The organism is Janthinobacterium woesei (genome assembly GCF_051380875.1).
GTDB lineage: Bacteria > Pseudomonadota > Gammaproteobacteria > Burkholderiales > Burkholderiaceae_D > Janthinobacterium.
In genome coordinates this window covers 57,220-80,344 of the sequence record NZ_JBNYXW010000018.1, presented here as the reverse complement: position 1 = coordinate 80,344, position 23,125 = coordinate 57,220, and the positions used below count along the sequence as shown (strand labels likewise).

The 23,125-nt window shown below is 62.2% G+C and carries 17 protein-coding genes; 7 read left to right on the top strand and 10 right to left on the bottom strand.

The features are described from left to right. Window positions 1-65: 65 nt before the first annotated feature. Complete coding sequence (locus ACQ4W6_RS20500; protein ID WP_436569017.1) at window positions 66-629, top strand: cob(I)yrinic acid a,c-diamide adenosyltransferase; 564 nt, start codon at window positions 66-68, stop codon at window positions 627-629. A 5-nt stretch (window positions 630-634) separates the two neighbouring features. Here the strand turns inward: ACQ4W6_RS20500 and ACQ4W6_RS20495 are convergent, their stop codons facing one another. The 6 genes from ACQ4W6_RS20495 to ACQ4W6_RS20470 all read right to left on the bottom strand — a co-directional run bounded on the left by ACQ4W6_RS20495 (window position 635) and on the right by ACQ4W6_RS20470 (window position 9,881). Then, on the bottom strand, window positions 635-1,780 hold the full coding sequence (locus tag ACQ4W6_RS20495) for a cytochrome-c peroxidase (protein WP_436569016.1): 1,146 nt from the start codon (window positions 1,778-1,780) through the stop codon (window positions 635-637). A 37-nt stretch (window positions 1,781-1,817) separates the two neighbouring features. After that, the gene (locus ACQ4W6_RS20490) at window positions 1,818-4,367 is read right to left on the bottom strand and encodes a TonB-dependent receptor (RefSeq protein WP_436569015.1); all 2,550 of its coding nucleotides are present in this window, start codon (window positions 4,365-4,367) and stop codon (window positions 1,818-1,820) included. Window positions 4,368-4,574: 207 nt separating this feature from the next. Then, entirely contained in the window at window positions 4,575-6,680 is a 2,106-nt protein-coding gene (locus ACQ4W6_RS20485; RefSeq protein WP_436569014.1) for an FUSC family protein, read from the bottom strand. Between the two features lie 157 nt (window positions 6,681-6,837). Next, entirely contained in the window at window positions 6,838-8,706 is a 1,869-nt protein-coding gene (gene dxs, locus ACQ4W6_RS20480) for a 1-deoxy-D-xylulose-5-phosphate synthase (protein ID WP_436569013.1), read from the bottom strand. Continuing rightward, window positions 8,707-9,573: a polyprenyl synthetase family protein gene (locus ACQ4W6_RS20475; protein WP_436569080.1), complete on the bottom strand. Its 867-nt coding sequence runs from the start codon at window positions 9,571-9,573 to the stop codon at window positions 8,707-8,709. A gap of 56 nt (window positions 9,574-9,629) precedes the next feature. After that, entirely contained in the window at window positions 9,630-9,881 is a 252-nt protein-coding gene (locus ACQ4W6_RS20470; RefSeq protein ID WP_436569012.1) for an exodeoxyribonuclease VII small subunit, read from the bottom strand. A 407-nt stretch (window positions 9,882-10,288) separates the two neighbouring features. Between ACQ4W6_RS20470 and ACQ4W6_RS20465 the strand changes: the two genes are divergently transcribed. The 3 genes from ACQ4W6_RS20465 to ACQ4W6_RS20455 all read left to right on the top strand — a co-directional run bounded on the left by ACQ4W6_RS20465 (window position 10,289) and on the right by ACQ4W6_RS20455 (window position 13,393). Beyond that, the gene (locus tag ACQ4W6_RS20465; protein ID WP_436569011.1) at window positions 10,289-11,389 is read left to right on the top strand and encodes an aromatic ring-hydroxylating oxygenase subunit alpha; all 1,101 of its coding nucleotides are present in this window, start codon (window positions 10,289-10,291) and stop codon (window positions 11,387-11,389) included. A 183-nt stretch (window positions 11,390-11,572) separates the two neighbouring features. Continuing rightward, window positions 11,573-12,496 carry a DMT family transporter gene (locus ACQ4W6_RS20460; protein WP_436569010.1) on the top strand — a complete coding sequence of 308 codons (924 nt, stop codon included), beginning with the start codon at window positions 11,573-11,575 and terminating at the stop codon, window positions 12,494-12,496. 21 nt (window positions 12,497-12,517) lie between these two features. Beyond that, complete coding sequence (locus tag ACQ4W6_RS20455) at window positions 12,518-13,393, top strand: sulfurtransferase (RefSeq protein WP_436569009.1); 876 nt, start codon at window positions 12,518-12,520, stop codon at window positions 13,391-13,393. Window positions 13,394-13,449: 56 nt separating this feature from the next. Here the strand turns inward: ACQ4W6_RS20455 and ACQ4W6_RS20450 are convergent, their stop codons facing one another. The 3 genes from ACQ4W6_RS20450 to polA all read right to left on the bottom strand — a co-directional run bounded on the left by ACQ4W6_RS20450 (window position 13,450) and on the right by polA (window position 18,159). Continuing rightward, window positions 13,450-14,205, bottom strand: a complete 756-nt coding sequence (locus tag ACQ4W6_RS20450; protein ID WP_436569008.1) for a ZIP family metal transporter — start codon at window positions 14,203-14,205, stop codon at window positions 13,450-13,452. Between the two features lie 248 nt (window positions 14,206-14,453). Next, on the bottom strand, window positions 14,454-15,353 hold the full coding sequence (locus ACQ4W6_RS20445; protein WP_436569007.1) for a dienelactone hydrolase family protein: 900 nt from the start codon (window positions 15,351-15,353) through the stop codon (window positions 14,454-14,456). Between the two features lie 31 nt (window positions 15,354-15,384). After that, window positions 15,385-18,159, bottom strand: a complete 2,775-nt coding sequence (gene polA, locus ACQ4W6_RS20440) for a DNA polymerase I (protein ID WP_436569006.1) — start codon at window positions 18,157-18,159, stop codon at window positions 15,385-15,387. Between the two features lie 292 nt (window positions 18,160-18,451). Between polA and ACQ4W6_RS20435 the strand changes: the two genes are divergently transcribed. The 3 genes from ACQ4W6_RS20435 to ACQ4W6_RS20425 all read left to right on the top strand — a co-directional run bounded on the left by ACQ4W6_RS20435 (window position 18,452) and on the right by ACQ4W6_RS20425 (window position 20,678). Further along, window positions 18,452-18,847, top strand: a complete 396-nt coding sequence (locus ACQ4W6_RS20435) for a hypothetical protein (protein WP_436569005.1) — start codon at window positions 18,452-18,454, stop codon at window positions 18,845-18,847. Window positions 18,848-18,927: 80 nt separating this feature from the next. After that, window positions 18,928-19,884, top strand: coding sequence for a homoserine kinase (locus tag ACQ4W6_RS20430; RefSeq protein ID WP_436569004.1), 957 nt, complete (start codon window positions 18,928-18,930; stop codon window positions 19,882-19,884). 2 nt (window positions 19,885-19,886) lie between these two features. Beyond that, window positions 19,887-20,678 (top strand): BPSS1780 family membrane protein, encoded by a 792-nt coding sequence (locus ACQ4W6_RS20425; protein ID WP_436569003.1) that lies wholly within the window; start codon window positions 19,887-19,889, stop codon window positions 20,676-20,678. A 67-nt stretch (window positions 20,679-20,745) separates the two neighbouring features. Here ACQ4W6_RS20425 and ACQ4W6_RS20420 read toward each other — a convergent pair whose 3' ends face one another. After that, window positions 20,746-23,055, bottom strand: a complete 2,310-nt coding sequence (locus tag ACQ4W6_RS20420) for a UvrD-helicase domain-containing protein (protein WP_436569002.1) — start codon at window positions 23,053-23,055, stop codon at window positions 20,746-20,748. Between the last annotated feature and the right edge of the window lie 70 nt (window positions 23,056-23,125).

The window sequence follows — 23,125 nt, the reverse complement described above, 5'->3', positions numbered from 1 at the left end:
ATTGCCGGCAAATGCGGCGCGCAGTGTCGTATGCTGCCCCATTCTTCTTTGAAAGGACCAGCATCATGGGCAACCGACTCTCGAAAATCGCCACGCGCACGGGCGACAATGGCAGCACCGGCCTGGGCGACGGCAGCCGCACCAGCAAGGACAATGTACGCATCCACGCCATGGGCGACGTGGACGAACTCAATTCGAATATCGGCTTGCTGCTGTGCGAAGCCATGCCCGACGCCTTGCGCGGCGAACTGGTGGCCATCCAGCACGATCTGTTCGACCTGGGCGGCGAAATCTGCATCCCCGGCTACCAGCTGATCAAGGAAGAGCATGTGCTGCGCCTCGATGACTTGCTGGCCAAATACAATGCGGACTTGCCCGCCCTCTCCGAATTCATCCTGCCAGCGGGCTCGCGCGCTGCATCGCTGGCGCATGTGTGCCGCACCGTCTGCCGCCGCGCCGAGCGCAGCATCGTCACGCTGGCGAACGCGGAAACGCTGCACGAACATCCGCGCCAGTACGTCAATCGCCTGTCGGACTTGCTGTTCGTGCTGTCGCGCGTGCTGAACCGCTTTGCCGGCGGCAGCGACGTGCTGTGGCGGCACGACCGCACGGCCGGCCAGGCTAAATAAGACCGTTACAGCACTTCCAGGAAGCTTTTCAGGGCCTGGACTTCATCTGGCGTCAGCTTCAGGCGCTGTAACAGGGGCGAAGTGACGGGAAACTTTGGATCGGCCGCCTGCTGCGCATTTTGCGGCACGGGGCGCGCCATGCCCGCGTTATACATGTTCAGCACGCCCAGCAGCGGGAACAGGCCGTTGTGCATCCACGGCCCCGATTGCGCCACGCCGCGCAGCGATGGCGTGCGGAACTTGCCCACGTCCTCGTCCTTGCCCGTGACCAGGTAGCGTCCCAGGTCTTCGTATTTCTTGCGCCCGTAGTAGGCCAGCCCCAGGTTATGGAATTGCTGGTCCGTCAGCAAGGCGCCGCTATGGCAGGTCATGCAGCGCGCCTTGGTGCGGTACAAGTGCAGGCCCAGCAGTTCGCGCTCGTTCAGTGCCGTGCGTTCGCCTTCGAGGAAGGTGTCGAAGCGCGTGACGGGCGGCAGCAGCGTGCGCTGATAGTCGGCCAGCGCCGTCAGGATACGCGGCAAGGTCACGCCATCCCCCTTTCCGAAGGCGGCGTCGAACTGCACCGTGTAGTCGCCCTGCGCGGCCAGCTTGGCCGGCAAGGCCGGCACGTCCATGGCCATCTCGTCGGCATGCTGCAAGGGGCCCAGCGCCTGCTCTTCCAGGGTCGCTGCGCGGCCATCCCAGAACAGCGACTTGATCTGCCCCACGCCCAGCAGACCGGGCACGTTGCGCTGACCCAGGCGCCCTGCATGGCCCGCAGAGACGCGCTTGCTGTCGGCAAAGCCGTGGGCCGGGCTGTGGCAACTGATGCAGGCCACCGCGTTCGAGCCGGACAGGCGCGTGTCATTGAACAGGCGCTGGCCCAGCGCCACCACTGGCGGCGACACCTTCGCCGGCGCCATGGCCGACACAGGCGCCATCTCGGCCGGCGTCACGCCATCGGGCACTTGCGGACGGGGCCACTTGGCGACGGGCTGCGCGTACAACTGGCGCAGGCACGCCATGTCCCAGCCGGTCTGCGCCGCGCAGGCAACGCTGGCGGGAACGGCATCGCTGGCGCGGCCATCCATGCTCATCATCAAGCCCGCGCCGCCCGCCAGCAAGGCGGCCAAGGCGAAGGTGGTTTTTTTCAGGTGGGATGCCATTTTCATGCGCCTGCCGTCAGTGTCGTTGTCATTGTCATTGTCATTAGAAGCGGTAGCCAAGTTCCAGCGTGAACTGGCGGCCTTTTTCGTACACCAGCTCTTTCGCCTGGTACAGGGGATTGCTGCGGTTGGTCACGTTTTCCACGGCCACATTGATAAAACCTTCGCCCGGCCCCGTCTTAGGCAGCGCATATTGCACGCGCATGTCCCAGCTGACAGCCTTGCCCGCCGTGGCGTCTTCATACACGTCGGCCACGCCACCGTCGAACGGCTTCGATTCGCCCGTGCTCACCATCGCCGTTTCCTTGCCCCGCACGCGGAAGAAATTATCCACCTTCAATCGATACGCGGGAATGTCCGTCGACAGCAGCAAGCGCGCCGTCCATGGGCGGTTGTAATTATTGGCCGGCCGGTCTGTCCAGCGCATGAACTTGCCCTGGTAATAGATGTACTGGTCCATGTCGCCAGCGAGCTCGCTCAAGCTGTCGTCGTAGTCGGCGTGCGAAGAGTTGGTGCGCGTATGGTCATAGCCGAACTGCACGCGCGTGGCCGTCTCGCCCCAGCGCACGGGACGCAGCGTCTCGGCGGCCAGCGTCCACACCTTGCTGTCGGTGCGGCCAATATTATCCCAAGAGTAATTCGCAGCCGATTCCAGGTGCTGCACCATCTCGTCGCGGCCTTCGCGCAGGACGCGCTTGGCGCTCCACTTGACGCCGGCCCATTGCTGGCTGATACCCAGCATTTTTTCATCCGTGTACGGCACCTTCATGTCGCCCAGCTTGTACCAGGCCCAGTTGGCGGCCATCTCGGGCGCCGCCCAGTCCTTCAGCAAGCCGCCCGACAAGGTGCGCGTCTGCGACTTCGTCTGCAGGGCCAGGCGCTTCGAGTTGGCATAGAAATCAAAGAAATTGCGGCCATAGTAGCGGTTCGCCCCCAATTCGACCTGGGTCGTGCCCTTGCCCGCCACATCCCAGAAAGCCGACAGGCGCGGCGCGATGCTCGATTTTGGCGACAAATCGTCACTGTCGTAGCGCGCGCCCAGGCGCACGCGCACATCGCCCAGTTTGACGTCGTCCTGCAAGAAGGCGCCGCGCGTCTTGTTGCTCAGTTCATAGGCGCCCGCGTAATGAATGATGCGCGACGCCAGGTACTGGCCGCGCACGCTCGAGGCCGCATTCCATGGCGTCGCCAGGGAACAGTATTGCGTGTCCACCCCACCGCCGACCATATTGCAGGTGTTGGTGTTGACCGACCCCGTGTATTGCTCGTACGTCGTGTTGCGGCGGTAGCTGGAGCGCTGCGTGCCCAGTTCCAGGCCCGCCTGGAAGGTATGCGACATGCCCAGCAAAGTGATGGGTTCCCATTTCAGCTTGCCCTGGTACTGGGCGGTTTCCTGTTCCTGGTCGATATCGCCATAGCCACCCTCGGTACTGGCCCAGCCGGTCGCACCCGTGCCCGTCTTGACGCCCCAATTCTTATCATTCGAGTAACGCCATGCTTTCCAGATGCTGGCATCGGCGTCGCGCGAACTTTCCATCTTGTTCCAGCTCAAGCGGTGTTCCGCCGTGGCGCCGCCCAGCAGCGCCACGGGGTGCGTCAGGCCCAGGTTAAGGCCATTGCCGCCGCTCTTCAGGTGATACGTGCTGTTTTTCACGTTGGCAATAAAATAGTCGCCACTCGACGGCGCATGCATGAGCGAGAAATCGGCCAGCACACCGGGGATGATGGACCAGAAACCGCGCACAAAGGCATTGTCGCTGCCGCGCCGCTGCACCTTGCGGTTAGCGTCGCCCGCGCTTTGCAAGCCATTGCCATAACCGTTCAGGGGAATCTCCGACGTCTTGCGGATGAAGCTGCCGATCAGGCTGAAGTTCTCCGTGACCTTGCCCTGCAGCGCGGCGCGGTAGGTCCATTTTTCGAAGGCGGGCTGCAAATCGGCCGTGGCCGAATTGGCGGCGCTTTCCCGCTGGCTGTCGCTGAGCTTGTACTGCATCCACGCCGAGCGCGTGCTCTCCACGGAGACCTGGCCGGCCAGCTTGCGCGTGGGAGCACAGGTATTGGCATTGACCACGCCGCCCTTGAAGCGGCCATACTCGGCGCCGATGTTCGAATCGAGCACCGTCACCTCGCACAGCAGGCTGGTGTCGACGGCAAACCCCTGGCTGGCCGCAGGCGGCGCCGTCATATTGGCGGGATTGTTGCTGGCGGGGCCGATACTGTTGTTGAGCGACATGCCGTCCATCTGGTACAGATTGTCGTAAAACTTCGCGCCGTTGATGCTGATGTCGGCCGGCGCCAGTTCGCCCTGGGTGGCGGACGCTTGCTGCTGGTTATCGAATTGCACGCTGGGATTGATGCGTAACAAGCTGGTGATATTGCCGTCGATGCCATTCATGGCTTCGATCTGGCGCCGCTCCAGGCGCTGCTCGCCGACCGATTCGCGCTCGGCCTGCAAGCGCACTTCAGGCAGCATTTGCGGTGCGGGCTCTTCTGGTTCGGTCTCGGCGGCAAAGACCATGGGAGTGGCGGCGCTGGCGCAAAAGGCCAGGCTGATGGCCAATACGGACTGGCACAGGGTAAAGATGGATGACATGACAAACCTTGAGACTGCAGATGGGAAAGAGACAGTCTCATGATGCCGCCCTTCACTTGATCACCCAGTGTCGCCTTGTCATGCCGTCAGTTGTGAATAATAATCATTCCTATTACCATTTGCAATACAGTAACATCAAGACCATGCTGTTTTTTTTGACGTGCGTAAAAAATTTGCGGCAAACTGTTGCATCCGCACCACCTCTTTCTACACAGGCGCCGACACGCCGCCCGGCGGCCGTTGCGCCTGCAGGTGTTCGCGCAGCAAGCCGCGCAGCGACTGCACCTGCCCTACCGCGTCGGCCTGCAGGCCAGTCAAGCCTGCGCTGGCGCACGGGCCGGGGGCCGGCGTATCGGCGGCGCCGCGCAGCAACGCATCGATTTCCCCGCTAACCTCGGCGATCCACTGCTGCAACTCGGGCGTGGCCGGCTCGGCCTGGGGACTCAGGCTGATGCGCGCCGTGCTGCCCGCCACGCGGCGCAGCAGGGGCAAGGTGCGCATGGCCGCCAGGCCCACGCCGACACTGCGGTCCAGGCGGCGCTCGATGCGCAAACGCTGCAAGACTTGCTCCGCGTTATTGCTGGCCAAGCCCGCCTCGCGGCGCAGGTTGGCGATCGCGCTATCCCATTTTCCTCCGGCCGCCATCACGGCCAGCAAGTATTTCAGGTTCGCCGAGACGGCCTTTGCCAGGCGCTGGTCCAGGTCGTCCGCTTCCCGGTCGGGCCACAGGAAAAACGTGGCCAGCAAGGCCAGTACGCAACCGAGCACATTGTTGCCCAGGCGGCTCATCGCATACACCATCTCGCTGGCCGGCGCCGCATAGTCGGCCACCAGCACGAAGGCGGGCGTCATGAACAGCACGTGCAGGCTGTAGCTGACGCGGCGCAAGGCCATGGTGGCGACAATCAGGGGAAACACCACCAGCGAGATGCCCAGCGGCGTGTGGATGACCAGGCCGATCAGCACGGCCAGCACGGCGCCCAGCACGCTGCCCGTGACCCGCTCGATGCCGCGCGGCCAGGTAGTCGACACGGACGGCTGCAATATCAACAAGGTGGCCATGGTGGCCCAGTAGCCGAACGGAATGTGCAGCGCTTCGACCAGCAGGAAACCGGCCGTCGTCGCCAGCGAGACGCGCGCCGCGTGGCGCCAGCTGAGCGACTGCGGCGTGGCGTTGACCTTCAGCGTTTGCCACGCCTGCCCCAGCGCCAGGAAGGCTGCCTCGCGCCACGGCAGGCGCGTGGCGCGCGGCAGGCCCAGCGCCATGAATTCCACGTTCAGGCGCAGCGGCAGCAAGGCGCCCAGCGCCGCTTCCAGGCGCCGCCCGCAGGCGGCCAGGCGACGTTGCAGATCCAGGGGAGGCGTTTCCGGCTGGCGCTGCACGGCTTGCCCCAGGCGGCGCAGCAGCACCGCCATCACTTCCAGGCTGCGCCGCGCGCGCGGGTCCTGGCGCAAGCGCTGCTGTTCGCGCTCGCAGGAATGCGTGACGGCGATCAGGTAGGCGAAGATGCGCTCGGCGTCGCTGAGCGCCAGCAGCAGGTTGTCATACAGGGCGCTGCGGCCCGCGCGCGCAGGCGGCACGGCGGCCAGCGCCACGCGCGCCGCCTCCAGCGCGGCGCGCGCCTGCGAACGGTAGCTGGCGCCATGCGTGGCGGCGTCCGGCGGCAACGGCGCATGCCCGAGGAAACGGGCATTGTCGCGCGCGATGCCGGCCAGGCGCGAATACGCGGCGCGAATGGCGCGCCTGCTTGGGCCGAACGGGTGGATGCGCCAGACGGTAAAACTGAGCACGGTGGCAAACAGGCAGCCAAACATGTACAGCCCCAGGAAAGGCGCGCTTTGCGTCATCGATTCGAGCGGATGCGTGACCATCACCACGCTGGCCGTGGCCGCCAGGATCGCCACTTGCGCCGTGGCCGCGCCCCAGATGCGCGCCAGCGCGCCGGCCCAGGAAAACAGCAGCACGGCGATGGCCGCCGTCGCCAGGCCATGGCCGGCGGCCAGCGCCGCCAAGCCACCGGCCACGGTGGACAGCAAGCCGAAGCCCAGCATCGACACGAAGCGCATGCGCCGCGTGCCAGCCGCGTCGGCCAGGCAAGTCCAGAAGGCGCCGATGGCGGCCCAGGAAAAATCCGGTACGTCGAACAGCCAGCCCAGCAGCAGCATGGCAGTGGCCGCGCAGGCAGCCCGCAAGCCTTCGGACAGATTGGTTTCGTCGATGGCCAGCGTGACCATCCACAGCGGACGGCGCTGGGCCAGGGTGTCGGTATAGGCGTGCATGCCCGTCAGCCAGCGGTTGGCCAATGCGCGCACTCGGCGATGAAGTTTCCTGAAATACAAGCTGAACCTTGAAGAGGTATCAAAGCGTCATCGTAGCATTCCCCGGCAAAAAATGTTGCAGTGCAATGTAAATGACAGCAGCCGAAAAAAAACGGCACCGTAGTGCCGCTTTCATTCTGGAAGACGCGACTTAGCTGACCACCGCCAGGCGCGGCTGCGTACCGCCGTAGCGCTTTTCAATAGAGGCGGCGATGCCACTGGCGTCCAGGCCCACGCCTTTCAGCAATTGCACGGGGTCGCCATGGTCGATGAAGGTGTCGGGCAAGCCCAGCATCAGGATAGGCTTGACGATACCCTCTGCGGCCAGGGCTTCGGCCACGGCCGAACCGGCGCCGCCCATGATGCAGCCTTCTTCCACCGTCACCAGGTAATCGTGGTCAAGAGCAAGTTGCTTCACCAGCGCCACGTCGAGCGGCTTGACGAAGCGCATGTTGGCCACCGTCGCGTCGAGCTGTTCGCCGGCCGCCATACTCGGCGCCACCATCGAGCCAAAAGCCAGGATGGCGATGCGCTTGCCCTGGCGCTTGAGTTCGCCCTTGCCGATTTCAATGCTCGTCAGTTCCGGCACGATGGCCGCACCAAAGCCGGCGCCGCGCGGATAGCGGATCGCCGCCGGACCCGGGTAATGGTAGCCCGTGGTCAGCATCTGGCGGCATTCGTTTTCGTCGGACGCGGCCATGATGACCATGTTCGGAATGCAGCGCAAAAACGCCATGTCGTAGTTGCCCGCGTGCGTGGCGCCGTCGGCGCCCACCAGGCCGGCGCGGTCCAGCGCGAACGTGACGTCCAGGTTTTGCAGCGCCACGTCGTGGATCAGCTGATCGTAGGCGCGCTGCAGGAAGGTGGAATAGATGGCGACGACGGGTTTCAAGCCTTCGCAAGCCAAACCGGCGGCGAAGGTCACCGAATGCTGCTCGGCAATACCGACGTCAAAATAACGCTTGGGGAACTGCTGTTCGAACTTGACCATGCCCGAACCTTCGCGCATGGCTGGCGTAATGCCCACTAGGCGCTTGTCGTGGGCGGCCATGTCGCACAGCCAGTTGCCGAACACTTCCGTGTAGGTCATCTTGCCTGGCGCCGTGGCCGGCTTGATGCCTTCAGCCGGATTAAACTTGGGCGTGCCGTGGTACAGGATCGGTTCCGCTTCGGCCAGCTTGTAGCCCTGGCCCTTCTTGGTGACCACGTGCAGGAATTGCGGCCCCTTCAATTGCTTGATATTTTGCAAGGTCGGGATCAGCGAATCGAGGTCGTGGCCGTCGATGGGGCCGATATAATTGAAACCAAACTCTTCGAACATGGTGGCGGGCACGACCATGCCCTTGGCGTGCTCTTCGAATCGCTTCGCCAGTTCCAGCACGGGGCCGGGCAAGACGGACTTGCCGACATTTTTCGCCGCCGCATAGAACTTGCCCGACATCAGCCGCGCCAGGTGGCGGTTCAGCGCGCCCACGGGCGGCGAGATCGACATGTCGTTGTCGTTCAAAATCACCAGCAAATTGATGTCTTCCTGCACACCCGCATTGTTCATCGCCTCGAAGGCCATGCCGGCCGTCATCGAGCCGTCGCCGATCACGGCGATTGCGTGCAGCGGGTCGCCCTTGATCTTGGCCGCCTGCGCCATGCCCAGCGCGGCCGAGATCGACGTCGACGAGTGCGCCGTGCCGAAGGTATCGTATTCGCTCTCGTCGCGTTTCGGGAAGCCGGAAATGCCGTCTTTTTGGCGCAGCGTGTGCATGCGCTCGCGGCGGCCCGTCAGGATCTTGTGCGTATAGGTCTGGTGGCCCACGTCCCAGACGATGCGGTCGTGCGGCGTGTTGAATACATAGTGCAGCGCGACGGTCAGCTCGACCGTGCCCAGATTGGACGACAGATGGCCACCCGTCTTGGAGACGGAGTCGAGCAGGAAGCTGCGCAATTCCTGCGCCAGCGGCACCAGTTGCGAGCGGGCCAGCTTGCGCACTTGCGCTGGTTCATTGATGGTTTCTAACAGTTTCATTTATGCCTTCCGCTGCACGACCAGGTCTGCCAGCTCGCGCAAACGGCGTGCCTTGTCCCCGAATGGCGCCAGCGCCGCATGGGCGTCGCACCGCAATTGTTCTGCCAGGGCCCTGGAAGGTTCCAGTCCCAGGATCGATACGTAGGTGGGCTTGTTGGCCGCCGCATCCTTGCCAGCCGTCTTGCCCAGGGTGGCCGAGTCGGCCGTCGCGTCGAGCACGTCGTCGACCACCTGGAAAGCCAGCCCGACGGCGCGCGCATAGGCGTTCAGCGCCGTCATGTCTTCAGGCGTCAAGTCCTTGCCCGCCAGCGCGCCCAGGATCACGGCCGCGCGCAGCAAGGCGCCCGTTTTCAATTGATGCATCTGTTCCAGCTGCGGCAGGCTCAAGGCCAGGCCGACGCTGTCGAGGTCGATGGCCTGGCCGCCGCACATGCCGTTTGATCCCGAGGCCTGCGCCAGCGAGCGCAGCATCGCCATTTGCCGCGCCGGTGGAATGGCTGCGCCGTCGGCCAACAGCATGAAGGCCTGCGATTGCAGCGCGTCGCCGACCAGCAGGGCCGTCGCTTCATCGTAGGCGATGTGCACGGTGGGCTTGCCACGGCGCAAGGCATCGTCATCCATGCATGGCATGTCGTCATGCACCAGCGAATACACGTGGATCATTTCCAGCGCGCAAGCGGCGCGCGCCAGGGTATCTTGATCGGCATCAAACAATTCACCGGCCGCCATCACCAGCAGCGGGCGCACGCGCTTGCCGCCGCCCAGCAGCGCATAGCGCATGGCCGCATGCAGCTTGTGCGGCACGCAATCGGGCGCAGGCAGGAACTGGTCGAGCTGGCGCTCCACGCCGGATTGCGTCGCCTGCATCCAGTCGCCGAAGGTGACGCCCAACTCTGATACTTCTGACACTTGCACGCTGGCCATCATTGCGCGGCCTCGCCGGCATCGACGAACGGTTTGAGCATATCGCCTTCCAGTACTTTGACCTGCGCTTCGACGCTATCGAGCTGGGCCGCGCAATACTTGACCAGTTCCGAGCCGCGCTGATACGCAGCAACCGATGCTTCCAGCGGCAACTGGCCCGCTTCCATTTGCGTTACCAGCTGCGCCAGTTCCGCCATTGCCTCTTCAAACGAGGCCGGCGCTGCGGCAGCGGCAGTTAATTTCTTCGACATAGACTCAGATCTCTTCGTGGCACGAGGGGCTTGTAGGGTGATGCCGGGGATTCCCGGCCAGCATAGAAGCGTTATTTTAGAACAAACCACCCTATTAAGTGAAAACTAAAGCGCAATCCACGCGCGCAAACTCCATAGAGTTGCCAGCCTGTCAGTGGATTTTAGCGCAATCGCCCCCGTCTGCCGGAAATTGCACGCCAAATGACAATGTTTCTCATTAAAGTACGCCATTTGGCGGGGTTTGTGGCAATGCAGGGGCCAATTCGCGCTATAATCGCCGGTTCTGTCCGAAATACCGTTTCAACAAATTTGAATTCAGGTCTTTGCGGATTCTTTCTCTCTTGTAGCGGTTGCCCAGGGAATGGCCTGGGGCACTGCTGACCGTTGTACATTTATGGGGGGTTGGGATGTCCGATCTGGCTACTCACGCCAAGCTGGCGCGTTCAAACGCGCAACTTCCGGTCCACGTCTATTTTGACGAAACGCTGTTGCAGCGTGAAATGCAGCAATTATTCCAGGCCGGCCCGCGCTATGTCGGGCATGCGCTGATGGTGCCGGAAACCGGCGATTTTGCGACCCTGGCGTCTGAGAACGAGGGGCGCATGCTCGTGCGCAACGCCAATGGCATCGAAGTATTGTCCAACGTCTGCCGCCACCGGCAGGCGCTGATGTTCAATGGCCGCGGCAACGCGAACCATATCGTCTGCCCGCTGCACCGCTGGACCTACGACCTCAAGGGTGAATTGATCGGCGCGCCGCATTTCCCCGAGACACCGTGCCTGAACCTGTCGAAAACACCGCTGCAAAGCTGGAATGGCTTGCTGTTCGAGCAAAACGGCTACAACGTGATGGAAAAATTGAAAAATTTGTCCGTCTCGAAAGACCTCGATTTCTCCGGCTACATGTTCGACCACGTGGAAATCCACGCGTGCGACTACAACTGGAAGACGTTTATTGAAGTCTACCTCGAGGATTACCACGTCGAACCGTTCCACCCGGGCCTGGGCAGCTTTGTCAGCTGCGACGACCTGCGCTGGGACTTCGGCAAGGATTACAGCGTGCAGACGGTGGGCGTACACCGCGGCTTGCAGCAAGCCGGCTCGCCCGCCTACCAGAAGTGGCAGGAGCAGGTGCTGCAATTTCGTGGCGGCGAGCCGCCGCCATATGGCGCCATCTGGCTGACCCTGTATCCGAACATCATGGTCGAATGGTATCCGCACGTGCTGATCGTCTCGACCCTGTGGCCGGATGGCCCGCAAAAGACGCGCAATGTGGTGGAATTCTATTACCCTGAAGAAATTGTGCTGTTCGAGCGCAACTTCATCGAGGCCGAAAGGGCCGCCTACATGGAAACCTGCGTCGAGGACGATGAAATCGCCCTGCGCATGGATGCTGGCCGCAAGGCCCTGATGGCGCGCGGCGTGAACGAAGTGGGCCCTTACCAGTCGCCGATGGAAGACGGCATGCAGCACTTCCACGAGTGGTACCGCAACAATATCGAACTGTAATATTAGTAGAGGGGCCGCATAGCGCGGCCCTTCTTTCGTTTAGTTCTACAATCACAACACCTGACAAAACCGTAGCGAGCGGCAGCGCGGCGTGGCTAAGAAGCGCAGCTGTACTTTAATACAGCGAGCATCGCAGGCCGCGCCCCGCGACGCGCAGTAGGTTTGGTCAGGTGAAAGGCCAAAATGCAATCATTGTGGATGTTATTCGCCAGTTTCATGTTCGCCATCATGGGCGTGTGCGTCAAGCTAGCCTCGGATATGTATTCGACCTCCGAAATCGTCATGTACCGCGGCATCATCGGCATGACCGTCATGACTTGCACGATTCTGTACCAGGGCGGCAGTTTCAAGACCACCATGCCGGGCCAGCATCTGTGGCGCGGCGTGGTGGGCGTGATCGCCCTGTGGCTGTGGTTTTATGCGATTGCCATCCTGCCGCTGGCCACCGCCATGACCTTGAATTACATGGCGCCCATCTGGATCGCCGTGATTTTGCTGGCCGGCGGCTGGTGGAAAGGCATGCAACAGCTGGAATGGCCGCTGGTGGCAGCCATTGCCATGAGCTTTGTCGGCGTGACCCTGCTGCTGCAGCCCGTGTTCGAGACGGACCAGGTGGGCGCCGCCGCCACGGCCTTGATTTCCGGCATGCTGTCGGCCCTCGCCTACTTGCAGGTGCGCAAACTGGGCTTGCTGGGCGAACCCGAATACCGCGTCGTGTTTTATTTCTCCATCGTCAACTTCCTCGCCGGCGTGATCGGCCATGTGGCCAGCGCCGGCGGCGGCCCCGTCGTCTGGCATGCGCACACCAGCGGCTATGGCATCGGCTTGCTGGCAACCATCGGCCTGTGCGCCACCATGGCGCAAATGGCCATGACGCGTGCCTATCGCCTGGGCAAGACTCTCGTTGTTGCCAATTTGCAATACACGGGCATCATCTTTTCCAGCTTCTGGGGCGTGGTGATCTTTGGCGACCTGTTCGACTGGCACGGCTGGCTGGGCATCGGCGTCATCCTCGCCTCGGGCATCGCGGCAACCTATTACAATACCCGCAACACGGCCCGTGGCGCCGCCATCGCGCGCACGGATCCCATCGCCAGCGAAGTGTAGAGTGTAAGGAGGCAATACCTGATGTATACGACCTTATTTACCACCTTAGTCAGCGCCAGCGAACTGGCCAGCCATCTGCATGACAGCGGCTGGGTCATCCTCGATTGCCGCCACGACTTGCTCAAGCCACAAGCGGGCAGCGACGCCTTTGCCGCCGGCCACATCCAGAACGCGCAGTTTGCCGACATCGACACGGCCCTGTCCGGCCCGAAGATGGCGCGCGGCGCGGCCGCATTTTCCACATTTACTGGACGCCATCCCTTGCCGGAGCGCAACGCCCTGTTGGCCACGCTGCGCGGCTGGGGCATCGATGACGACACGCAAGTGGTGGCCTATGACGCCCAGGGCGGCATGTTTGCCGCCCGCCTGTGGTGGCTGCTGCGCTGGGTCGGCCATCCGGCTGTGGCAGTGCTGGACGGCGGCCTAGCCGCCTGGCAGGCGCAAGGCTTGCCGCTGGTCACGCCGGTAGCCACCCGCCCTGCCGGCAACCTCTCGGAAAAAGCCAGCCTGACGCGCATGGTCAGCGTGCAAGAGGTCGTCGCCAACCTGGACGCGCAAGCGTTGACGGTGCTCGACGCGCGCGCACCCGACCGTTTCCGGGGCGAAAACGAAACCATCGACCCTGTCGGCGGCCACATCCCCGGCGCGAAAAACCGTTTCTTTAAAGATAATTTACAAGCCGATGGCAGGTTTAAATCCCCCGACACCTTGAAGCAGGATTTTACGGCCTTGGTCGCAGTACCAGAATCGGCCATCCTGCAGTGCGGCTCGGGCGTGACGGCTTGCCACAACCTGCTGGCCATGGAAGTGGCTGGCTTGCCAGGCGCGGCCCTGTATCCCGGTTCGTGGAGCGAATGGTGCGCAGACCCGGCGCGGCCGGTGGCGACCGGCAGCTAAAAAAATGGCGAACCCAAGGGTTCGCCATTTTTATGTGCGCTGTGGAGAACGGCGCTTCAACCGTGTTTGTGCCGCGTCAAGAACAGCACGATGCACACGCCCAGCGCGATGAGCAGCACTTGCGGGATGGTTTCGCGTATGGTGGAGCGGCGCTGCATTTGCGGCATCAGGTCGGACAAGGCGATATAGATGAAGCCGGACGAGGCAAACACCAGCACGTAGGGAATCAGGTTGCTGGCGCGGTCCAGGGTGAAGTAGCCGAGCAGGCCGCCCGCCACGGCCATCAGACTGCACAGCAAGTTGAACACATAGGCGCGCAGGCGCGAGAAACCGGCGTTCAGCAGCACGATGAAGTCGCCGATTTCCTGCGGGATTTCATGCGCGATGATGGCCAGACCCGTGACCAGGCCCAGTTTCGGGTCGGCCAGGAAGGCGGCGGCGATCAAAATGCCGTCCGTGAAATTGTGCAGGCCGTCGCCGACAAGTATCATCCAGCCAGCCTTGCCCGCCTCGTGCTTGTCGTGGCCGTGCGCATGGTGGTGGCCGTCGCCTTCGTGGTGGTGCGAATGGCGCAGGATGGCGAATTTTTCCAGCATGAAGAAGGCCAGCAAGCCCGCCAGCAGGGTCGCGAACAGGCTGCGCGGGTCCGCCTGCGATTCAAACGCTTCGGGCAAGGCGTGCAGCAAGGACGTCGACAGCATGATGCCGACGGACAGGCTGACCATGCGCTCGACCACCTTGGACAGGAATGCAAACGAAAAGATCGCCGCCGCGGTAATGCTGAACACGCCCGCGATCGTGGTCGCGAGCAAAATGGATATAAGGACGGGATCGATGATTTTCTTACCTCAAAATGGCGCCTGCCCACTGGCGCCCGCTGTGCTGGCGTCTGGCTTGATGCATACAGAATTGCTTATTGTTGATTCATTTGCGCGTCTGGCGGCAGCGTAACGCAGGGAAGATGCAATTGTACTGCATTGGCGCGAACCGGGCATTTTACAGCCCGCTGCGCCTTTCGCGGCAATTTATGGAAAAAAATAGCGATGTTGCTGCTGCAACATCACGCCACGCCGTGCTGCTTGAGCCAGGCTAAACAGCGCGCATAGCCGTCTTTCGCATCGGCCGCCACGTAACTGGGGCGGTAATCGGCGTTGAAGGCGTGGCCAGCATCGGGGTAGACGACGAACTCCGACTTGTTGCCGCCCTTGGCCAGCGCGGCCTTCATCTTGGCGATCGATTCCTGCGTGATGCCCGTATCCTTGCCGCCGTACAAGCCCAGCACGGGCGCCGTCAGCGTCCCGGCAATATCGATAGGGTTGCTCGGCTGCAAGGCAGTCGGTTCGCCCACTAGGCGGCCATACCAGGCCACGCCCGCCTTGACGGCCGGATTGTGCGCCGCGTACAGCCAGGTGATGCGCCCGCCCCAGCAAAAACCGGTGATGCCCAAACGGCTGGTGTCGCCGCCATTCTGTTTTGCCCAGGCGACAACGGCATCGAGATCGGCCATTACTTGCGCGTCCGGCGTCTTGGCGATGATGCCTTTCATTAATTCGGGAATACTGGCAACCTTGGTCGGATCACCCTGGCGCACGAACAGGTCGGGCGCCAGCGCCAGGTAGCCCTGCTTGGCGAAGCGGCGCGCCATGTCGGCGATGTGCTCGTGCACGCCAAAGATTTCGGAAATGACCAGCACCACGGGCAAACCCGTCTTGCCTTCCGGCTGGGCCGCATCCGGCTGGGCCGCATACACGGGCACAGCCTGACCATCGACCAGCACCGGCATGGTGCCCGTCAGCAAGCCCGCCGTATCGGTCTTGATGACGTTTTGCGCCGCCACCGGCAGCACGGCCACGGCAAAGCCCGTGCCCAGCGCCACCTTCAGGAAACCACGCCGGCCGTCCGGTCCGGACAAGCTGCTCTGGCCCAGCAAACTTTCACAATCGGTGATCATGTCGCTCATGCGTTTCTCCTGAAAATGTTGCGTTAAAAAATTAGTGCGCCTCGTCCCAATTCTTGCCTACGCCGACCTCAGCCGTGAGCGGTACTTTCAATGCGGCCACGCCCGCCATCAGCTCCGGCAGCCTGCGCTTGACCAGCTCCAGTTCGGCGTCCGGCACTTCCAGCACCAGTTCATCGTGTACCTGCATGATCATCTTCGTTTGCAAGCCGTCCGTTTCCAGCCAGCCCTGCACGGCGATCATGGCCAGCTTGATCAGGTCGGCGGCCGTGCCCTGCATCGGCGCGTTGATGGCGGCCCGTTCGGCGCCCTGGCGGCGCGGGCCGTTTGGCGAATTAATTTCCGGCAGCCACAGGCGGCGGCCGAACACGGTTTCCACGTAGCCGCGCGCCTTGGCTTGCTGGCGCGTATCTTCCATATACTGTTTCACGCCCGAGAAACGGGCAAAGTAACGGTCGATATAGCTTTGCGCGGCCGTGCGGTCCACGCCCAGGTTACCGGCCAGGCCAAAGGCGCTCATGCCGTAGATCAAGCCGAAGTTGATGACTTTCGCATAACGGCGCTGCTCGCTCTGCACTTCAGCGGCCGGTACGCCAAAGATTTCGGCGGCCGTGGCGCGGTGAATGTCGATGCCCTCGGCAAACGCGCGCAGCATGGCTTCGTCGCCCGAGATGTGCGCCATGATGCGCAATTCGATCTGCGAATAGTCGGCCGAGACGATGCTGCAGCCCGGTGGCGCGATGAACGCTTCGCGGATGCGCCGTCCTTCCGCGCTGCGGATGGGAATATTCTGCAAGTTCGGGTCGTTCGACGCCAATCGTCCCGTCACGGCCACGGCCTGCGCATAATTCGTATGCACGCGGCCCGTGGTGGCATTGATCATCTTCGGCAATTTATCCGTGTAGGTCGATTTCAGCTTGGCCATGCCGCGGTATTCCAGCAGCACTTTCGGCAGCGGGTAATCCTCGGCCAGCTTTTGCAGCACTTCCTCGTCCGTCGATGGCGCCCCGGTCGGGGTCTTCTTGACCACTGGCAGCTTCAGCTTTTCAAAGAAAATCTCGCCGATCTGCTTGGGCGAGCCTAAATTGAACGGCTGCTCGGCCAGTTCATAGGCCTTGGTTTCCAGCGCGAGTATCTTGACGGCCAGCTCGGCCGACTGGATGTTGAGCAAGGCGTCATCGATCAGCACGCCGTTGCGCTCGATCTTTTGCAAGACCACGGCCGTCGGCATCTCGATCTTTTCATAGATGAACGTCAGTTTTTCATCATTCGCCACATTGCCCCACATGGCATTGTGCAAACGCAAGGTAATGTCGGCATCCTCGGCCGCGTAGCGGGCCGCCTGCTCCACTTCCACCTGGTTGAAGGTGATCTGCTTGACGCCCTTGCCGCACACGTCTTGGAAGGGAATCGTGGTGTAGTTCAGGTGGCGCAGGGCCAGGCCGTCCATGTCGTGCTTCTTGTGCGATTCGAACACATACGATTCAAGCAATGTATCGTGGGCGATGCCGCGCAGTGTCACGCCGTGGTTGGCGAAGATATGGCTGTCGTATTTCAGGTTTTGCCCCAGCTTGGGCTTGTTTTCATCTTCCAGCCACGGGCGCAGTTTGGCCAGCACATGTTCGCGCGACAATTGTTCCGGCGCACCCGCATAGTCGTGCGCCAGCGGGATGTAGCAGGCAGCATGCTCGGCAACCGACAGGGAAATGCCCACCATCTGCGCCGTCATCGGCTCTAACGAGGTGGTTTCCGTATCGACGGCAGTCAGGGGCGCCGCGTCGATCAGCGCGATCCAGCGATCGAGCTGGGCATCCGTCAGCACGGTTTCATACTCGGCGGCTGGCGCCGGCGTGGCATCGGCGAACATGTCGCCAGTGGTGTTCGCAGTGGAAGCGCCAGCCGCACCGCCACCGGCTGTCGCCGCTGGCCCAACGGGCGACATGGGCGCCGCCGCGCCCAGTTCGCGCAACAGGGCCTTGAAGCCGTAGCGGTTAAAGAAGGCCAGCAGCGCTTCCTTGTCTTCGTGTTTCGCCGCCAGCGAATCGGCGATGCTGCGCATGTGCCCGGACAAATCGCAATCGGTCTTGACCGTGATCAAGGCGCGCGCCTGCGGCAGCCATGGCAGGGCCGTGCGCAGGTTTTCACCCACGGCGCCGCCCACGCTGGCCGCGTTCTCCATGACGCCGGCCAGGCTGTCGTACTGCGTCAGCCACTTCACGGCCGTCTTCGGGCCGCATTTCGATACGCCAGGCACGTTGTCAACCGTATCGCCGATCAGCGACAGGTAATCGATGATGCGGTTCGGCCGCACGCCGAACTTGGCCAGCACGGCCGCTTCATCGAGCTTTTCATTGCTCATGGTATTGATCAGGGTCACCTGGCTGTTGACCAGCTGCGCCAGGTCCTTGTCGCCGGTGGACACTACCACGTGCATGCCGGCGGCAGCCGCCTGCACGGCCAAAGTACCAATCACATCATCCGCTTCCACGCCATCGACCATCAATATCGGCCAGCCCATGGCGCGCACGGCTTCGTGGATCGGTTCGATCTGCAAACGCAGGTCGTCCGGCATCGAGGCGCGCGTGGCCTTGTATTCCGGATACATGTCATCGCGGAAAGTTTTCCCCTTGGCATCGAACACGCAGGCGATGTAGGCGGCCGGGTAGTCGGCGCGCAGGCGGCGCAGCATGTTGACCATGCCGTGCATGGCGCCGGTGGGATAACCGTCCGGGCTGCGCAGGTCGGGCAGCGCATGGAAGGCGCGATAAAGGTAACTGGAACCGTCGACTAACAGCAGGGTGTTTTGCATAATGCCAATAAAATAAGGTGAGCCGCGCCTGCCTGGGAGAAAAAGCGGCGGGCGGGTGGAATATCGCACAATTATCGCAGAGTTTAGGGCCGCGCCACCGGGCGTGCGGTGAGCGTTTTTTGCGCACTTTGCCACGGTTGGCGCCCCGCCTGGGCGCCTGGCGGGCGGCCAGCGGCCATTTCCGCGCTTTTAAACAGCATTGCTTACCAGTTTGTTACAATGCCCTATAGATAAATTGACGGCATGACACCTCGGCATGCGCTGCAGTCCACACATGGAAGCGAACCCCATCATGATGCGTACATCGACACTCTGGAAATTCCTTGCCCTGCCTTTGCTGGCATGCTCAGCCATTGCCAGCGCCCAGACGCCGGCCAAGCCCAGCGAAGCGCCGCCGCAGCTAGAGCGCATCGAGGAAATGGGCGAAGCGCCCATCACCGTGGCGCCAGCGGCCACAAAACAACAGATTACCGAAAAACGCGAAGCGGGCGTGACCAGCGAAGTGAAAGTCACCAGCGGCGGCAGCACCTATTACTTGAAGCCGGCTGCCGGCGCCGATCCAGCCAACAGCGCCACCTTGCGGGGCCCGCAATGGAAAGTGCTGGAATTTGACCTGGGCAAGAAGAAACAGAAACAACACGACGAAGAGGCCGCTGACGTGCCGGCCCCGCCCACAGCAACGAAATAAGCAGCCACCCTCATCTGCCCTGCCCCGGCCACACGCGGGGCAGCCGGCTTTTTACCCATTTTTGACCTCACTATTTTCCCATGGCAGTTTTTACCGCGCTACACCTGGACGATATCGGCCAGTGGATCACGCAATTTCCGCTCGGCAAGCCTCTGGCACTCAAAGGGATCGCTTCCGGCATCGAAAACAGCAATTTCTTCTTGAGCACCGAGCGCGGCGAGTACGTGCTGACGATCTTTGAAAACCTGAGTTTCGAGCAATTGCCTTTTTACGTGCAATTGATGCGCCACCTGGCCGACCGCGGCGTGCTGGTGCCCGCACCGATCGCCAATGCGCAGGGCGGACTGGTGACGGCCTTGCAAGGCAAGCCGGCCGCCATCGTCAGCAAACTCGACGGCAGCTCGCAGATGGCGCCGCAAGCCGTGCATTGCGCGGCCGTTGGCGCCATGCTGGCGAAAATGCATCTGGCGGCGGCGGACTTCCCCCTGCAGCAGCCCAATTTGCGGGGCCTGGACTGGTGGAACAACACCACGCCGCTAGTCTTGCCGCACCTGGACGACGCCAAGGCGCACTTGCTGCGCGCGGAAATCCATTTCCAGGATGCCTTTGCTGCCTGCGATACCTACAAGGCCATCCCGCGCGGTCCGGTGCATGCCGACTTGTTCCGCAACAACGTCATGTTTGATGGCGAACAACTGACGGGCTTTTTCGACTTTTACTTTGCCGGCTGCGACACCTGGCTGTTCGACGTGGCCGTCACCGTCAACGACTGGTGCGTGGACCTGGACATGGGCGTGCTCGACACGCTGCGCGTGCGCGCCCTGCTCGATGCCTACCATGGCGTGCGTCCGTTGACAAACGAAGAGCAAACGGCATGGCAGCCGATGCTGCGCGCCGCCGCGTTGCGTTTCTGGCTGTCGCGCCTGTACGACTATTACCAGCCGCGCGCAGCAGAAATGCTGACGCCCCACGATCCCACGCATTTCGAACGCATTTTGCGCGAACGTATTGCCACACCTGCTCCGGAACTGTTTTAAACATGGAAAAATTACCTGCAAGTACAGGCTGGCTCTGGGTGAAACAAGGCTTTGGCCTGTTTCGCAAGCAACCTGGCGGCATGTCGATGCTGTTTCTCGGCTATATGTTCTGCATGCTGGCCGTCAGCATCGTCCCCCTGCTGGGCCAGTTGCTGCCCGTCATCCTCGTGCCCGTGTTTTCCGTGGCCTTCGTGCAAGGCTGCCTGAACATCGACCAGGGCAAGCGCGTCCTGCCCAGCCTGTTGCTCTCGGGCTTTCGCAAGCCCGCTTTCCCCGTGCTGCTGGGCCTGGGGGTGCTGTACATCCTCATGGCCATCGCCGCCATCGGCGTCTCGACCCTGGTCGACGGCGGCGTGCTGTGGCAAATGGTCACCGGCCAGCTGGACCAGGAAGCGGCCAAGGATGCCATCCTCAGTTCGAACATCGGCCTGGCCATCCTGACGGCCATCGCGCTGTACGTGCCCGCCGCCATGGCCTTCTGCTTTGCCGCGCCGCTGATCTACTGGCAAAAAATCAGCCTGGGCAAGTCGCTGTTCTTCAGCTTTTTCGCCGTCTGGCGCTCGCTGGCGGCCTTCGCCGTCTTCGCCGGCACCTGGTTTGCCATCAGCGTTGTCAGCAGCCAGTTGCTGGCCGTCATCTTTGGCCGCAGCCCGCTGATGATGCAACTGATGATGCCGCTGTCGATGATCTTGACCATCATCATGCATTGCTCGTTCTATGCCGCCTACCGCCAGATCTTTGGCGTGCCTGCCGACGAGGGCAAGACGGTGTCGCTGGACAAGACCAACGACTGATCGCCGGGCAGATGTAAAAAGGGGCAGCCTGCGCAGGCTGCCCCTTTTTTATTGGCGCTACGGCAACTTAACGTCCCAGCCGTTCCAGCTTGGCAATCCCAAGATCGAGCACCTTCATGCCGTGCTGGCCAAAGTTGATTTGCGCGCGCGCATTGCCGCCGCCGCCTTCGATATTGACGATCACGCCTTCGCCGAACTTGGCGTGCGCCACCGATTCGCCGATGCGCCAGCCGCCGCCCGTGGTTTTTTGCGCGATCTTTTGCGCAATCGCATTGTCCGAACCCAGGCTGGCCACGCGCGGCGCCTCGTCCCAGGCTGATTTACGGTTGCCGTACCAGTTCGCCTGCACTTTCGGCGACAGCCATTTCAGCGCTTCTTCCGGCAATTCGTCGAAGAAGCGCGACTTCATGTTGTAGCGCGTCTGGCCGTGCAGCATGCGCGTCTGCGAAAAGCTCATATACAGCCGCTTGCGCGCGCGCGTGATGGCCACGTACATCAGCCGGCGTTCTTCTTCCACGCCGCCCTCTTCCTTCGAACTGCTTTCGTGCGGGAACAAGCCCTCTTCCAGCCCCGTGATGAAGACGTTGTCAAATTCCAGGCCCTTGGCCGAGTGCACCGTCATCATCTGCAGCGCATCCTGGCCCGCCTGCGCCTGGTTGTCTCCCGCTTCCAGCGAAGCGTGCGAGAGGAAGGCTGAGAGCGGCGACATCACGGCCGGCAGCGGCGCATCGGCATCGAGAATCTCGATGCCGTCCTGATTGACGACGGGGACGCCGGACTGCGCCTGGGCCGCTGGCCCCAGGTGCGCGGGCGCGCCCTGGCCAAAACCTTCTTCGGAAATGAACTGGCTGGCCGCGCTGACCATCTGCTCCAGATTTTCGATGCGGTCGGCGCCTTCTTTTTCTTTCTGGTAATGCTGCAGCAAGGTACTCGCTTCAAGCACCACGCGCACCATTTCCGGCAAGGATAATTGCTGCGTTTCAAAGCGCACGCCCTCGACCAGCTTGACGAAGCCGGCCAGCACGCTGCCCGCCTTGCCCGCCACATACGGCACGGCCGCGTACAGCGAAATGCCGTATTGCTCAGAGGCCGCCTGCAATTGCTCGATCGAGCGCATGCCGATGCCCCGCGTGGGGAAGTTGACCACGCGCAAGAAGGCCGAATCATTGTGCGGATTGTCCATCAGTTGCAAGTAGGCAATCGCGTGCTTGACCTCGGCGCGCTGGAAGTAGCGCTGGCCGCCATACACGTGATACGGCATGCCGGCCGAGAACAGTGCATGCTCGATCACGCGCGACTGTGCGTTCGAGCGGTACAAAATCGCAATTTCACTGCGCGAAGCGCCATCGGCGATCAGGCTTTTCGCCTCTTCGATGATCCACTGCGCTTCCTGCAGGTCGGAACTGGCTTCGTACACGCGCACCTGCTCGCCGAGGCCCGCGTCCGTGCGCAAATTCTTGCCCAGGCGCTTGCTATTGTTTGCGATCAACAAATTGGCGCTGTCGAGGATATGGCCATGCGAGCGGTAATTCTGCTCCAGCTTGATCAAGTTCTTGACCTGGAACTCGTGCTCGAAGGCGCTCATATTGCCCACGTTGGCGCCACGAAACGCGTAAATGCTCTGGTCATCGTCGCCGACGGCAAACAGGGCGCCGCCATCGCGGCTGCCGTGGCCGGCCAGCAATTTCAACCAGTTGTATTGCAGGTTATTCGTATCCTGGAACTCGTCGACGAGGATGTGGCGGAAACGCGCCTGGTAGTGTTCGCGCAGGGGCTGGTTGCGGCTCAGCAATTCATACGTGCGCAGCAGCAATTCCGCAAAGTCGACCACGCCTTCGCGCTGGCACTGGTCGTCATAGATCTGGTACAGCTCGACCATCTTGCGCTCGTGCGCGTCATACGCTTCCACGTCCGTCGCGCGCAAGCCCTGGTCCTTGGCGTTGTTGATGAAATACATGACCGTCTTCGGCGGGAATTTCTCATCATCAATATTGTTCGCCTTCAACAAGCGCTTGATCACCGACAATTGATCCTGCGAGTCGAGGATCTGGAACGTCTGCGGCAAGGCCGCGTCGCGGTAATGCGTGCGCAGCAGGCGGTTGCACAGACCGTGGAAGGTGCCGACCCACATGCCGCGCGTGTTGATCGGCAGCATGGCCGACAGGCGCGTGAGCATTTCCTTGGCGGCCTTGTTGGTGAAGGTCACGGCCAGGATACCGGCCGGCGACACTTGCTGGGTCTGGATCAGCCACGCGATGCGGGTAGTCAGCACGCGGGTCTTGCCCGAGCCGGCGCCGGCCAGGATCAGCGCATGCTGGGCCGGCAACGTGACGGCAGCGTATTGTTCGGCATTGAGGTTGTGAAGAAGATTTTGCATGCCGTGATTATACCGGCATGGCTAAAAATACTGTGCATTTGTCCAGCGGTCGTATTTTCAGCCATGCCTG

Bases quoted from the DNA above. Each gene is read 5' to 3' on its own strand.
- ACQ4W6_RS20435 (WP_436569005.1), top strand. From the start codon at position 18,452: ATGATGCGTACATCGACACTCTGGAAATTCCTTGCCCTGCCTTTGCTG.
- ACQ4W6_RS20500 (WP_436569017.1), top strand. From the start codon at position 66: ATGGGCAACCGACTCTCGAAAATCGCCACGCGCACGGGCGACAATGGC.
- ACQ4W6_RS20495 (WP_436569016.1), bottom strand. From the start codon at position 1,780: ATGAAAATGGCATCCCACCTGAAAAAAACCACCTTCGCCTTGGCCGCC.
- ACQ4W6_RS20425 (WP_436569003.1), top strand. From the start codon at position 19,887: ATGGAAAAATTACCTGCAAGTACAGGCTGGCTCTGGGTGAAACAAGGC.
- ACQ4W6_RS20420 (WP_436569002.1), bottom strand. From the start codon at position 23,055: ATGCAAAATCTTCTTCACAACCTCAATGCCGAACAATACGCTGCCGTC.
- ACQ4W6_RS20430 (WP_436569004.1), top strand. From the start codon at position 18,928: ATGGCAGTTTTTACCGCGCTACACCTGGACGATATCGGCCAGTGGATC.
- ACQ4W6_RS20490 (WP_436569015.1), bottom strand. From the start codon at position 4,367: ATGTCATCCATCTTTACCCTGTGCCAGTCCGTATTGGCCATCAGCCTG.
- polA (WP_436569006.1), bottom strand. From the start codon at position 18,159: ATGCAAAACACCCTGCTGTTAGTCGACGGTTCCAGTTACCTTTATCGC.
- ACQ4W6_RS20475 (WP_436569080.1), bottom strand. From the start codon at position 9,573: ATGCAGGCGACGCAATCCGGCGTGGAGCGCCAGCTCGACCAGTTCCTG.
- dxs (WP_436569013.1), bottom strand. From the start codon at position 8,706: ATGAAACTGTTAGAAACCATCAATGAACCAGCGCAAGTGCGCAAGCTG.
- ACQ4W6_RS20470 (WP_436569012.1), bottom strand. From the start codon at position 9,881: ATGTCGAAGAAATTAACTGCCGCTGCCGCAGCGCCGGCCTCGTTTGAA.
- ACQ4W6_RS20465 (WP_436569011.1), top strand. From the start codon at position 10,289: ATGTCCGATCTGGCTACTCACGCCAAGCTGGCGCGTTCAAACGCGCAA.
- ACQ4W6_RS20445 (WP_436569007.1), bottom strand. From the start codon at position 15,353: ATGAGCGACATGATCACCGATTGTGAAAGTTTGCTGGGCCAGAGCAGC.
- ACQ4W6_RS20455 (WP_436569009.1), top strand. From the start codon at position 12,518: ATGTATACGACCTTATTTACCACCTTAGTCAGCGCCAGCGAACTGGCC.
- ACQ4W6_RS20460 (WP_436569010.1), top strand. From the start codon at position 11,573: ATGCAATCATTGTGGATGTTATTCGCCAGTTTCATGTTCGCCATCATG.